We start from the raw sequence: 13,378 nt of genomic DNA, 5'->3' as shown, positions 1-13,378 counted from the left end.
AACCAAACCACTCCCCAACTAAACAAATACAACGTGAAACAAAAAAATCCTAAGCCATTAGCGTATACCCCATCGGGCGATCAGCAGCCCATGAAGCAACTCGACAGCCTGAATCAGGTGGCCGAGTTTCATCAGACCTTTAAGCACCCCGTCCTGGAAGTACCGATGATTCCTTCGGAAGATCGCAGCCGCCTGCGCGTGGCTTTGCTGGCCGAAGAATTGAAGGAGCTGGAAGTCGCCATCCTGCAAAACGATATCGTGGAAGTGGCCGACGCACTTTGTGACCTGCAGTATGTACTATCGGGCGCGGTCCTGGAATTCGGCCTGGGGGATAAGTTCGTGGACTTGTTCAACGAAGTGCAGCGTTCCAATATGTCCAAAGCCTGCAATTCGCTGGAAGAGGCGGAGGCCACCATGCAGCACTATAAGGACAAAGGCGTCAACTGCCACTTTAAGGAAGACGGAGGCAAGTTTCTGGTTTACCGGACTTCCGACAACAAGACGCTGAAAAATATCAACTACTCCCCTGCAGACCTGGTAAGCATTATCAATCAGGATAGTAATCTCAAACCGAAAAGCTGAAAAAGTGGCAAAGTACCTAAGTTCCAAAGTACCGGGCAAACCGGGGAAAATCTGTGGTACGCTTTGTTTATAGGCAAACCGAAAACTTTGGTACTTTGGCACTAAGGTACACAAGCATCTTGTCACCATACAACTAAACGACGACTCCTCCTTGAACGTCCTTTCCCGTTTTCTTCGTTACGTCCGGATCGATACGCAATCTGACCCGCATTCGGATACTTTTCCAAGCACTGAGAAACAGCGTGACCTGAGTAAGCTGTTGCTGGTGGAATTGCAGACTTTGGGCGTAAAAGATGCTCACCTCGACGAATACGGGTATGTCTACGCAACGATCCCCGCCACAAGTACCAAACCCAATGTACCGGTCATTTGCTTTTGCTCGCACGTGGACACCTCGCCCGATGTGACGGGCCTGAACGTCAAACCCATCGTTCACGAAAACTGGCAGGGCGACGACATCATCCTGCCTGATGACAGGGCGCAGGTCATTCGCCTCTCCGAGCACCCCGACCTGGCACAACAAATCGGCAATGACATCGTCACCGCCAGCGGCACCACGCTGTTGGGAGCCGACAACAAGGCCGGGGTGGCCGAAATCATGGCCGCCACCGAGTTTCTGCTCCAGAACCCGGACATCAAGCACGGGCCGATCCGCATTCTGTTCACGCCCGATGAAGAGGTGGGCCGCGGGACGCAGCACGTGGACATGCAGAAACTCGCCGCCGACTTTGGGTACACCGTGGATGGCGAAACGCTGGGAACGCTCGAAAACGAAACCTTCTCCGCCGACGCCGCCCAAATCCGGATTCAGGGCGTAAGTACCCATCCGGGCTTTGCCAAAGGCAAGCTGGAAAACGCCATGAAGATCGCCGCCGGGATTGTGGCTGCCCTGCCCAAAGATTCGGTTTCGCCCGAAACGACCGAGGGCAAGGAGGGTTTCATTCATCCGGTGGAAATACAGGGCGGCCAGGACGAAGCGACCGTTGATTTTATCCTCCGCGACTTCACTGTCGTGGGCCTCAAACAAAAGGCCGACCTGCTCCGGCAGATTACCCAGGAAGTGTTACAACACTTTCCCAATTCCCGGGCCGACATTCAGATCACCGAACAGTACCGCAACATGAAGGAGGTACTGGACAAGTACCCCGCGGTGGTGGACAACGCCATCGAGGCCATGCGCCGCGTTGGCCTTCCCGCCGAGCCCCGCAGCATCCGGGGCGGCACCGACGGCTCGCGGCTTTCGTTCATGGGCCTCCCCTGCCCCAACATCTTCGCGGGCGAGCACGCTTTTCACTCCCGGCTGGAATGGGTGTCGGTGCAGGATATGGAAAAAGCAGCGGTGGTGATCGTGGAAATCGCGAAGGTATGGGAAGAGAAATCTTAATTTTGAATAAGTGAATTTTGAATTGGTGACTATCCTCTCATTCACTAATTCGCTCATTCTCCATTATTAAGAAATGGCTAAAAAGAAGCAAAAATACTACGTGGTGTGGCAGGGACGACAGTCGGGGATATTCACCGACTGGAAGGAGTGCGAGGCCCAGATCAAAGGCTTTCAGGATGCCCGCTATAAATCGTTTGACAGTCTGCCGGAGGCGGAGCGCGCCATCGACCGGAATTACTGGGAGTTTGTCACCAAGAAGGGCGAGGCAAAGCCCGTCAATCAGGTAATTCCTGCCAACATCGGTCAGCCCATCAAGGACAGCATTGCGGTGGATGCCGCCTGGAACACCGCCACCGGCGACATGGAGTACCAGGGAATCTACCTCGGCACGGGCGAGCGGATTTTTCTGCAGGGCCCATTTTTCGACGGCACCAACAACATCGGTGAGTTTCTGGCCATTGTGCATGCGCTGGCTTATCTCAAAAATAACAACAGCACGATCCCCGTTTACACCGACTCCCGGACCGCCATGGCCTGGGTCAAGAAAAAGCACGCCAATACCAAACTGGCCCTGACTCCCTTGAACAAGGAATTGTTTGTCCTGCTCCAGCGCGCCGAACGCTGGCTGGCCGCCAACAAATACACCAACAAGATTCTGAAATGGGAAACCAAATACTGGGGCGAAAATCCGGCAGATTTTGGCAGGAAATAGCAGTCACTTTGGTACTACCCCGATGGGTCCGGGTTTCCAATTCGGTTATTCATCTGATGAAAGTTTCATCAGAACCAGTCCCGCGGTAATCAGCAGGGCGGCGATCAAGCGGGTGGTTGTGAGCTGTTCCCCCAAAAACACGATGCCGACAATGAATGCCCCCACCGCCCCGATGCCTGTCCAGATCGTGTACGCCGTGCCCAGCGGCAAGGTTCGCATCGCGGCGCTGAGCAGGACGAAACTGGCGATCAGGCCCACCACGGTAATGAGCGAAGGAACAAGCCGGGTAAAACCATTCGACTGTTTCATGTAGTAGGCCCAAAGTACCTCCAGCAGGCCCGCAAAAAATAAGTATATCCAGGACATGACTATGACTTATGGTATGAAAGGCCGGGTCTTCCGGACCGGGTCATCCCGACCGGATCTTCCCGACCGGGTCGTCCCGAATAGTTTCCCATGGTGGGGGAGGTCGTCCTCCTGGTCTTGAAAGGTTGCCAAGCTGGCGCAAAGATAATTTCTTTGTCGGACAGGGTAGTTACTTTCTGAACCAGAAAAAGTCCGTTATTTCATCAAGCATAAAAGTAAACTGTGACGCTGCCATAGCTTCCGTGCGGCCGATGCAGCAACAAGAATGGCCCGAAACTCCTACTTCCGATTCAAACAATTCACGGTGCAGCAGGACCGCTGCGCCATGAAAGTCTGCACCGATGCCTGTGCATTCGGCGCCTGGGCGAATAATGCGGGGGCGAAACGAATTCTTGACATCGGCACGGGCACGGGGCTGCTTTCACTAATGGCCGCCCAAAGAAACCCCGCCGCGCAAATCGAGGCGGTGGAAATTGACGAAGATGCCGCCCGCCAGGCGTTGGAAAACGTTCAGAATAGTCCCTTTGCCAGTCGGATCAGCCTTTTTCAAACGGCCGTTCAGGATTTCAACCCAAACGAACGCTACGACTCCATTCTGGTCAATCCGCCCTTTTTCCAAAATGATTTGCGTTCTCCCGACCCGAAAATCAATAGGGCCCAGCATGCCGCGACGCTCACTTTTCCGGAGTTGCTCGAATCGGTCAACCGCTTGCTCAAGCCGCAGGGCACCTGGCATATCCTGTTGCCGATTGAAGAAAGTAACCAACTGAAAAACAGCGCCCTTACCCAGGGTTGGTTCATGCAGGATGAACTGGTACTTTATCACTCGGTAAAGCACCAACCCTTTCGTTTAATGCGTTCTTTTTCCAGAACCAAAAACGAAAACCAAACTACCCATTCCGAAAACCTGGCGATCTATGAACCCGAAAGCAGTAACCATACACTTGCTTTTCGCCAACTTTTGCGGGACTTTTACCTGAAATTCTGACGACCTATGCCCGACGCGCCCCTACAACTATCCGTACTCATCCCCCTTTACAACGAAGACGAATCGCTGCCCGAACTGCACGACTGGATCGTGCGCGTGATGGAGGAGAATGGCTTCAGCTACGAGATTCTGTTCATGGACGACGGCAGCAAAGACCGCTCGTGGGCGGTTATCCGCGAACTCGGACGTCGCAACCCGCACGTCCGGGGTATCAGATTCACCCGGAACTACGGCAAAACCGCCGCCCTGCAGACGGGTTTTCAGACCGTGCGCGGTGAGGTGGTCATTACCATGGACGCCGACCTGCAGGACAGCCCCGACGAAATCCCCGAGCTTTACCGGATGATTACCGAGGAAAACTACGACCTGGTATCCGGCTGGAAACAGAAACGCTACGACCCGATCAGCAAGACGCTGCCGACCAAACTTTTCAACGCCGCCACCCGCGGTATTTCGGAGGTGCAGCTGCACGACTTCAACTGCGGCCTGAAAGCTTACCGTCAGGACGTGGTGAAGAACATCACCATTTACGGCGAAATGCACCGCTATATTCCGGTCATCGCCAAGTGGAACGGGTATAGCCGCATCGGGGAGAAAGTCGTACAGCATCAGGCCCGTAAGTATGGTACCACCAAGTTTGGTCTCGAACGCTTCATGTATGGCTTTCTGGATCTGCTTTCGATTGCTTTTGTCAACAAATTCGGCCGCCGGCCCATGCACTTTTTCGGGAGCCTGGGTACGTTGATGTTTTTCTTCGGCTCACTGCTCACGGTGTGGCTCATCGGGCTGAAAGTGTACAACATTTACACCCATCAGCCCTATCGCAACGTCACCGACGACCCGCTTTTCTTCATCGCACTTACGGTCATCATCGTGGGTTCGCAGCTTTTCCTGGGTGGTTTTCTGGGCGAATTGCTGGTGAAGCAGTCGATCCACCAGACGGGCGACTACCTGATTGCCGACGAAGTGGACCATCAGGCCGGAATGCTGGTGAAGAAGGACTGAATAGCCCCGTTCGATAATTTAGTTTCTGGTTTTGGGAGATAACGGTTATTTTACCGGAGCTTTTGCCTTTGCTCCTATAAAAGATCCATGAAACGCCTACTCCTCGCCACGCTCCTGCTGGTCGGCTCGTGCCTGCCCCTTGCCGCTCAGACCAAACTCACCACCGACATACCTTACCAGAAACTCGTCGAGGCCCGCACGCCCGAAGCCGTGGGCATGTCGCCCGAGCGGGTAGCTCGTCTCGATCAGGTGATGAAAGGGTTCGTGACCGATAACAAACTACCCGGCCTGGTGGCGATTCTAATTCGCAACGGGCAGATCGTGTACCATCAGGCCTACGGGCTCGCCGACGTGGCCACGCAACGGCCGATGAAGAAGGACGATATTTTCCGGATTGCCTCCATGACCAAGGCCATCACGGCCACGGCGGTGATGATGCTGTACGAGGAAGGCAAATTCGGCCTCGACGACCCCATCTCGAAGTACATTCCCGAATTCAAAAACCCGACGGTCCTCAAATCGTTTCGGTTCAGCGATAGTACCTACACGACCGAGCCCGCCAAATCCGAGATCACCATCCGGCAACTGATGAGCCACACCTCCGGCCTGGGCTACGGCATGATCGACGGCGACGAGCGCTTCAAGGCCATGTACCAGAAGGCTGGCATCACGGATCTGTTTACGACCCAGCCGATCAGCGTGGGTGAGAGCGTCAGGAAGCTGGCCCAACTACCCCTACACTTCAACCCCGGCGAAAAGTACTCCTACTCCGAAGGGCCGGACGTGCTGGGGTACTTTGTGGAAGTCATGTCAGGCATGCCGTTCGACGAGTACATGCGGACGCACCTCTTTGAGCCGCTGGGCATGAACGATACCTACTTTTACCTGCCCGAGGCCAAAGCCAACCGCCTCGTCACGATTCATAAACCCATGAGCGGTAGTTGGATGGCTTTCCCGGTGACTTTCTACGACCCTGAGTATCCCCGCAAGGGCGCGAAGCAGTTCTTTTCCGGTGGCGCGGGGCTATCGTCCACGGCGAAGGACTACGCCACTTTCCTGCAAATGCTGCTCAACGGCGGGGCCTACAACGGCAAGCGTTTCCTGAGCCGCGTGAATACCGAACTACTCACGATATCCAACCAAACGGGCGACAAGTTCAACGGCGAGGGCGGGCCGATGTATTTCAGCCTGGGCTTCAGCGTGGTGAATCCCATCGGGCACGACCGCGGGCTGGGCAGCGTGGGGAAGTTCAACTGGGGCGGGTACTTCAACACCAATTACTTCGCCGACCCGCAGGAAAAAATCGTGGCCGTGCTGATGAAGCAAACCCAGCAACTTTCCGGCGATACCAGCGAGGCGACATTTATCAGGATGATTTATCAGACGCTGGATGATTGATGGGGAAAGTCCAAAAAACTAAACGTCAAGCCGAAATGTGAAGTTATTTTACAAACTATTGTGAAATAACTTCACATTTCTTATCTTTCAATAAGAATCCAGCACCAAGATGAAAAAGCAATCCAGAACCGAGGAACTTATTGAAAAAATTAAGGTAAGGCTCAACGAATTAGATTTTCTGCTGATGCTGCCTCCCGACGAGATTGATGATGAAGAATTTGAGGAATTACGAAAAGAAGCGATCAGATTGAGAGATACCTTGAAGATGCTGGAGTAAGACAATGACAGTCAAGCTAAAAAAAATATGAAAGAGTCAATAAAAGAGCGTGTAGACAACTACCTTACCGAAATGAGGGGCGCATCCGAACAGGATGTCCTACAAGTACGCGAGCGTTTTGCAAGCTGGTACCGTACTCTTTCGGCTGAGGACCAAGCACAGATGAGGCCCTTCTGGCAAGACGTAAAGCAATCAGCCAAGGCGGCCATCGAAGAAATCAACAATTCGCTGACCGAGTTAAAAGCTTTGACGGAAGCCAAGCTCGTGGTTGGGAAGTATGAGTATAGTTTAGATGAGTGGATCACGATCTCAGACTACTCCCGTCGTCATAATTTGAAAACGAGCAGGGTGCAGAACTGGATAACGCGGGGAGTTATTCCACCGGACAAAGTGGTGATCGTCCCCCAACTCAATTCTCTGAAATTAATCAAAGATGAGGTTTATAAGTCGGCTTAAATTGCTTTTGTTCGCTCGATCTTTGGAGACCACGATAAAGCAGACCACAGCAAGAGATATGAATTACTTAATATCATTATTGTTGGTTATTAGTCTGCCTCTGAGTAATGCATATTGCCAGACAGATTCGTTGCCCATGCCAGTACTTAAACTAAGCTATACTTTTGACAAATTAAATCCTATTCAAAGTACTCAAAATGAGAATTTACAGAAATCATTTTTAGATTCTATTTGTCTCCCAACCTCGAACATAAACTATCAAATAAATAAAGAAAAATTCAATTATCAACGTATAGATTCCTCTTATGAAAGTGTAGCCTCATCTCTAAAAGAAAATCTGCATAAGGACATATATAAGCAAATTGCTTCTCAAATCCTGGTTCTGCATTTTATAGATTCTAGTTATGTTGGAAAAGAAACAAATGAAAAAATCTATAAGTACATGGAGGAAATGACAAAAAATAATGGAATAAATCCTGGACTTTATGCTTATGGGTTATTAAAAATAGGGTCGTTTTACTCAGGGATAGGAATTTGTAGCATGTACAAAAAATATATTACTATTTCTGATGATTATTTAGAAAAAAGAAAGACTCAAATAGATGAAGTAAAGCATAACTTTACTAATCCCAGAGATGATAAAGTCATTAAAATACTTTTAGGTGTTATGGAAAGGGATTTAAATAGAGATATTCAATTTGTAGATCATTTAAAAAGTAGATTTGAAATTCTGTGCAAATAATCTCCGTTCCTTTTCTCCACAGACCAAGGTGAGGAACAATTAATAAACAAGAAAGTATAACCGAATGCGAACTGCACTAATTATATCACTCTTAATAGCTTCTTACATGTCTACACCAAATAAAAATGTCGATCACAACAATGCGAAATCTGGCTCGTCCGGGGTCGTTCTTTACAGCTTTCCTGAACAAGGCAAGGGCAAATGGCGGGTACAGAATGATGTTGTGATGGGTGGCCGTTCCGAAAGCCAGCTCAAGATGACCGACAACAATCAGGCGCATTTCTCTGGTCGCGTTTCGCTGGAAAACAATGGTGGGTTTTGTTCGATCCACCAAACGGTAGAAAAAGACCCCTACGTAATCGCTGAAAATGCGGAAACTTTTGTATTGCGGTTGAAAGGGGATGGCAAAGCGTATAACTTCCGCGTTAGAACCCCTAATGGGCGTCATTCTTACGCTTTTACTTTTTCTACTAAGGGTGGCGATCAATGGGAAACGATTTCTGTTCCGTTTGACAAGATGGAGGCTACCTACCACGGTGAATCAGTAGAAGTACCTAACTACGCCGGAGAAAATGTCGTTGAAATGCAATTGTTGATCGGTAATAAAAAGGAAGAAAGCTTCGAGATATTGATAGAATCCATAGCGGTTATGTAATCGAGCCGGATCAAAACTGAAAGCCCATGTATTATCATGCAAATCGTACGGATAGTCTTTACCCAAAATGGATGTATTCCATTGGGATGGGCGCCTTTTTCCTCTTCCTGTTGGGATGCACCCCTAATCAGGATCAGGAAAAAGAGCAGCTAAAAGAGGGCCTGGAGATCGGGCATGAGAGCCTGTACGGTGACGAAAAGGGCTTTACCCACTATGCTTTTTTCGTAAAAAATACCAATCAAACTACCATAAAGTCCGCTACGCTTGGCTTGTTTCTTGCCGGATCAAAGTCCGGGATGAACTCTAATGAAGTTAGTTTTGAGAATTTATTTCCCGGAGACTCCGTAAAATTATCAGTCAATTTGTATTCTGAATATCCTGATCAACAAGGGTATTCTTGTACATTTAAGGTTAAAGACATCACCTATTGAGGTATTGCCACATTCATTAAGCAAATGCAAAAACTTTCCGGAAATATCAGCAAGGCAACGCTTGTTCGGATGATTTATCAGGCGCTACACCATTAAGGGAATGTTCGCAGTCGCCGCCCGGAGGGCTATCAGATAGTCGTCACCGGGTGGCGTTCCACTCGGCTGAGCCGAGCGACTGCTGGAAAGTAGTTTATGCTATCATTGCTATACAAATAAAAATTTTCATATTTATTTGCATAGCGACACAATTAATTATCACAATGGGTAAGATAAAACCGATTAGATTGGAATTAAAATATGGTTTAGTCATAGGCTTAGCTCTTCTTCTCATTACTGTTTTTACTTTAATATCAAAATGGGAGGATGTGTCTTCTTTCTTTATCCCAAGTGGCGAATTACTAAATTGGCGTTTCGTTTTTTTATTAATTGTCCTTTTTGTAGTTATTACTTGGTTTATAATGAATTCACTTTGGATTAGCGAAATTGATGCGAATAAGAAACTTCAAGAAGAAAATAAAAAAACTAATGAGGATTTACAATTAAAAATTGAAAATATAAAAGAACTTTTAAAGCTTTCAGAAATCGAATATCTAAGTGATCCAATAACCGGTGTTCCAAATGTAAGACGCTTAGAAAAAGATTTTGGAGATTTCTTTTTAAATGATAAGAAACCTCTATTACAGTTTGTTTTTATTGATTTGAAAAACTTTGGCGAAATCAACAAAACATTTCTTTCTCAAAAAACAAACCGATTGATTCGAAATGTTGCCCAAGATATTTACTTAGGTATGCGTAGAAACGAGAGTATGTTCAAATTTCCCGCATCAACAGCAGAAAAAAAATCAGAAGGTAATTTCTATCGAATTTTTCCTGGTGGTGATGAATTTGTATTCATAATAGGAGGTGATCAGTCCGAGGCGTTGGGTTTTATTAATCGATTACGTGATAAGTTTGAAGAGCTATCTAAATCAACTAAGTTAATCCTTGGGGAAATTAGAAATTTATCTTTTTATTGCTCCATTGTTCAAGTTGATGCGAAGGATAAAAACTTCGAAGATATTTTTGAAAGAGCAGAAATTTGTTACCGCACAGTTTGGTTTGCTGCTAAATCTGATTTTGCAATAACGTGGTACCCTACAAATTTTGAAGCAAAACTATCCGAAGATCCACGTAAAAAAGATTTATACAAACGTAGTAAAGAAAATTTTGAATATATTCCAATAATTGAGGATTTGTAGTTATCATATCTAATCCGTGATCTGTGTCCCAACAGACCTACTACCTCGACAGGTCTGTAAGGACAATGACCACGGAGAAGACCCTTCCCTCTTCTCCCAAAAAACCTAAATTCCCGGTAAGGCGTATGAATGAAAGTACCCGTCCAGCAAAGCCCGACTCATGAAAAAATTTACCTTCCTGTTCGCGCTGCTTTTGAACGGCTCGCTACTGTTGGCTCAATCGAAACCCAACATCGTGTTTTTGTTGGCTGATGACTGCAGTTCCTGGGATATTGGCGTGTATGGCAGCAAGGACTCCAAAACGCCGACCATCGACCGATTGGCGAGCGAAGGGATGCGTTTCACGAAATGCTACCAGTCGTCGCCCATGTGCTCCCCGACCCGGCAAAATATTCTGACGGGTTTGTCGCCCTTCCGGTCGGGCGCCTACCCGAATCACACGAATGTGAACGCCAACGTGAAAAGCATAGCGCATTACCTGAAACCCCTGGGCTACCGGGTGGCCTTGGGTGGAAAGCAGCACTACGGTCCGGCGGAGAACTTCCCGTTGGAATATCTGGGCAAAGCAAAAGGGAGAGATTCGGACCCGGATTTTGGCAACATCGATCGCTTTCTGAATAGTGCATCCACTGAGAAGCAGCCGTTCTGCCTGTTTGTGTGTTCCAACCAGCCGCACAGCCCCTGGAACCGGGGCGATACCACGCTGTTCGATAAAAATAAAATCAAATTGCCGCCCTTCTACGCCGACCTTCCTCAAACCCGGGAAGATTTCAGGGATTATCTGGCGGAAGTAAACTACCTGGATGGGCAGGTGAAGCAGACGCTCGATTTGTTGGAAAAGTACCATCTGTCGGACAATACCATTTTTGTATTTGCCAGTGAGCAGGGAAACTCGTTTCCTTTTTCCAAATGGACGTGCTACAACGTCGGGCTGAAATCCGCCCTTATCGTGCGGTGGCCGGGTAAGGTACAACCCAATACGGTGTCGGACGCGCTGGTGGAGTACTCTGACATCACCCCCACGTTCATCGACATGGCGGGTGGCGAGGCGGTGGATGGCCTGGACGGCGAGAGTCTGGTGCCCGTACTTACCGGCCAAAAAACCGAACATAAACAATACACCTACGGCCAAATGACGACCCGGGGCATCATTCGTGGCTCCGAATACTACCCAATCCGCTCGGTCAGTAATGGAAAATTCCGCTACATCGTCAACCTAACGCCTGAGGTGGAATTTCGAAATGTTATCAACGCCAGCTCCTTTTTTGAGGAATGGGTCGAGGATGCCAGGACAAATCCGGGGACCAAAGCGCTGGTGCACAAACACGGGTATCGCCCGCCGGAAGAATTGTACGACGATGAGACGGACCCGTACAATCAGCACAATCTGATTGCCGACGGGAAGCTTGCTGCCGTAAAAGCAGAGTTGAAAGAACAGCTCAGGCAGTGGATGGAGCATACTGGTGATCGGGGCATCCTTACTGAGCTTTTGGCGCTCGAACACATGCCCGGACAAAAATCAGGGTATCCGGTTATCGTGGATACTACCCCACTGAGGCCTTCCGCAGGTAAAGGCGGTACAGAAATCAAAGTACCTGCCGACGGGTACTATACATTTTACCTCCTGGGAAAAGGGGAGCTAAAAATAGACGATGTAAAGATTGTAGAAGCTAACGGCTCCGCCAAAGAAGCGGATGAGCGGTACGGCGTGGCGGCTCTCGCAAAAGGAACGCACCGCGTAGTGTTCTCGAACGTAGAATCAGCAAAGGTCAATTACAGTGGGCCGGTAACGCCCCGCAGCTACCTGAATGGGGAGCAGGTAAAGGGCAAAAAAAACACTGATGAGAGTGAAAAATGAATAAAAAAACAAAATGAAATCATGCGTACCCTCCTTAAATCACCAATTCTATTGTTCGTTGGGCTGGCTATCACGCTGATCCTGGATTCTTCTGCTTTTGCCCAAAGTACCTCCGACCCGGATTCCCTTACAAAAAATTCGTCCCCATGGAACCCGAAAGAGCGCCAAGTACCTAAGGGGAGCAAAGTACACGAGCTTTCAGCGGGATTGCCCATCGTTGCGTTTAGCGCCGGTGGAGCCAAAGAAAAGGCATTGGATGATTTTATGGAGGAACAAAAAGTAGCTGGCTTCCTCATTTTACAGGATGGAAAGATTCGGTTGGAACGCTACGCGCTTGGGCACAACGATTCGAACCCGTGGAATTCGTTTTCTATTGCAAAGTCGGTAACAAGTACCCTGGTAGGGGCTGCTATTAAGGATAGCTACATCAAAAATGTGGACGATTATGTAACAAACTACCTGCCTGATTTGAAAGGGAGCGCCTACGATAGCGTCACCATCCGCCATCTTCTCACCATGACCAGCGGTGTCCGATGGAACGAAAACTACACCGACCCGAATGCTGACATTGCCCGGTTTAATACAGAGCCGATCGAACCAGGCATGAATGCCACCGTGAGCTATATGCGGAGTTTGCCAGCCGTGGCAGCACCCGGCAAGAAATTTCAGTATAGTACGGGTGAAACTCACCTGCTGGGTGCCCTGGTCAGCGCAGCTACCCAGCAAACGCTATCCCATTATCTTTCCACGAAGATCTGGATTCCTTACGGTATGCAACAGAAGGCCACCTGGACCCTGGATCGAACCGGCCAGGAAATGGCGGGCTGTTGCCTACAGTTGCCGCTCCGGGATTTCGCGAGGTTTGGACAGTTCGTGCTCGAAGACGGGAGCATCGATGGAGAATCCATTGTTCCCGATGATTGGTTCAAGACGGCGACCCAAATTCAGGTACCGCTTTGGCCCGGTGGAGGCTATGGCTACGGATGGTGGATCTTCAACCCCAATAGTTTCGAAGCCTTGGGCATCCACGGCCAAATGATCTATATCGACCCTTCGAGAAAACTTGTGATTGCCGTCAACAGCGCGTGGCCGGAAGCTGACAGTAACCAGCGGCATTTCGCAGTCGAAAACTTTGTAAAATCCATTGCTGCCGAGATTGATAAAGAGGAAAAAGAATCGGCGGGTAAATGATTGATTTGGAACTGCTATTTCGTAGGTCTGTGTCCTTCACAGACCCATTATGTCGCGAGGTCTGTGGGGACACAGTCAACGGGGAAGAATTCCAA

Annotated in this window: 15 protein-coding genes; 14 read left to right on the top strand and 1 reads right to left on the bottom strand. The window is 49.0% G+C overall.

Translation table 11 applies throughout. From position 1 onward, the window contains the following. The first annotated feature begins 90 nt into the window (after nucleotides 1-90). The 3 genes from IE117_RS09430 (at nucleotide 91) to IE117_RS09420 (ending at nucleotide 2,678) form a co-directional block, all read left to right on the top strand. A complete protein-coding gene (locus tag IE117_RS09430; RefSeq protein ID WP_189564301.1) occupies nucleotides 91-582 on the top strand; it encodes a pyrophosphohydrolase domain-containing protein in 492 nt (163 codons plus the stop codon). Nucleotides 583-733: 151 nt separating this feature from the next. Next, a complete protein-coding gene (pepT, locus tag IE117_RS09425; RefSeq protein ID WP_189564030.1) occupies nucleotides 734-1,966 on the top strand; it encodes a peptidase T in 1,233 nt (410 codons plus the stop codon). 73 nt (nucleotides 1,967-2,039) lie between these two features. Continuing rightward, a complete protein-coding gene (locus tag IE117_RS09420) occupies nucleotides 2,040-2,678 on the top strand; it encodes a ribonuclease H1 domain-containing protein (protein WP_189564029.1) in 639 nt (212 codons plus the stop codon). Between the two features lie 45 nt (nucleotides 2,679-2,723). Here IE117_RS09420 and IE117_RS09415 read toward each other — a convergent pair whose 3' ends face one another. Further along, nucleotides 2,724-3,044, bottom strand: coding sequence for a DMT family transporter (locus IE117_RS09415; RefSeq protein ID WP_189564028.1), 321 nt, complete (start codon nucleotides 3,042-3,044; stop codon nucleotides 2,724-2,726). A 265-nt stretch (nucleotides 3,045-3,309) separates the two neighbouring features. Between IE117_RS09415 and IE117_RS09410 the strand changes: the two genes are divergently transcribed. The 11 genes from IE117_RS09410 to IE117_RS09360 all read left to right on the top strand — a co-directional run bounded on the left by IE117_RS09410 (nucleotide 3,310) and on the right by IE117_RS09360 (nucleotide 13,283). Next, complete coding sequence (locus IE117_RS09410; RefSeq protein ID WP_189564027.1) at nucleotides 3,310-4,032, top strand: tRNA1(Val) (adenine(37)-N6)-methyltransferase; 723 nt, start codon at nucleotides 3,310-3,312, stop codon at nucleotides 4,030-4,032. A 6-nt stretch (nucleotides 4,033-4,038) separates the two neighbouring features. Then, entirely contained in the window at nucleotides 4,039-5,037 is a 999-nt protein-coding gene (locus IE117_RS09405) for a glycosyltransferase family 2 protein (protein ID WP_189564026.1), read from the top strand. An 87-nt stretch (nucleotides 5,038-5,124) separates the two neighbouring features. Further along, nucleotides 5,125-6,435, top strand: coding sequence for a serine hydrolase domain-containing protein (locus tag IE117_RS09400; RefSeq protein WP_189564025.1), 1,311 nt, complete (start codon nucleotides 5,125-5,127; stop codon nucleotides 6,433-6,435). Between the two features lie 109 nt (nucleotides 6,436-6,544). Further along, entirely contained in the window at nucleotides 6,545-6,712 is a 168-nt protein-coding gene (locus tag IE117_RS09395; RefSeq protein WP_189564024.1) for a hypothetical protein, read from the top strand. 27 nt (nucleotides 6,713-6,739) lie between these two features. Then, nucleotides 6,740-7,168 (top strand): hypothetical protein, encoded by a 429-nt coding sequence (locus IE117_RS09390; protein WP_189564023.1) that lies wholly within the window; start codon nucleotides 6,740-6,742, stop codon nucleotides 7,166-7,168. 58 nt (nucleotides 7,169-7,226) lie between these two features. After that, the gene (locus IE117_RS09385; RefSeq protein WP_229580587.1) at nucleotides 7,227-7,910 is read left to right on the top strand and encodes a hypothetical protein; all 684 of its coding nucleotides are present in this window, start codon (nucleotides 7,227-7,229) and stop codon (nucleotides 7,908-7,910) included. Nucleotides 7,911-8,016: 106 nt separating this feature from the next. Next, on the top strand, nucleotides 8,017-8,565 hold the full coding sequence (locus IE117_RS09380; RefSeq protein WP_189564021.1) for a CIA30 family protein: 549 nt from the start codon (nucleotides 8,017-8,019) through the stop codon (nucleotides 8,563-8,565). Nucleotides 8,566-8,591: 26 nt separating this feature from the next. Then, nucleotides 8,592-8,996: a hypothetical protein gene (locus IE117_RS09375; RefSeq protein ID WP_189564020.1), complete on the top strand. Its 405-nt coding sequence runs from the start codon at nucleotides 8,592-8,594 to the stop codon at nucleotides 8,994-8,996. Between the two features lie 260 nt (nucleotides 8,997-9,256). After that, on the top strand, nucleotides 9,257-10,234 hold the full coding sequence (locus IE117_RS09370; protein WP_189564019.1) for a diguanylate cyclase domain-containing protein: 978 nt from the start codon (nucleotides 9,257-9,259) through the stop codon (nucleotides 10,232-10,234). 160 nt (nucleotides 10,235-10,394) lie between these two features. Continuing rightward, complete coding sequence (locus IE117_RS09365) at nucleotides 10,395-12,092, top strand: sulfatase-like hydrolase/transferase (protein ID WP_189564018.1); 1,698 nt, start codon at nucleotides 10,395-10,397, stop codon at nucleotides 12,090-12,092. A 21-nt stretch (nucleotides 12,093-12,113) separates the two neighbouring features. Then, a complete protein-coding gene (locus tag IE117_RS09360; RefSeq protein ID WP_189564017.1) occupies nucleotides 12,114-13,283 on the top strand; it encodes a serine hydrolase domain-containing protein in 1,170 nt (389 codons plus the stop codon). Nucleotides 13,284-13,378 lie beyond the last annotated feature (95 nt).

It is taken from the genome of Persicitalea jodogahamensis (assembly GCF_014651615.1).
GTDB lineage: Bacteria > Bacteroidota > Bacteroidia > Cytophagales > Spirosomataceae > Persicitalea > Persicitalea jodogahamensis.
The sequence above is the reverse complement of the archived record's forward strand: the minus strand, read 5'-3'. Positions and strand labels throughout refer to the sequence as shown.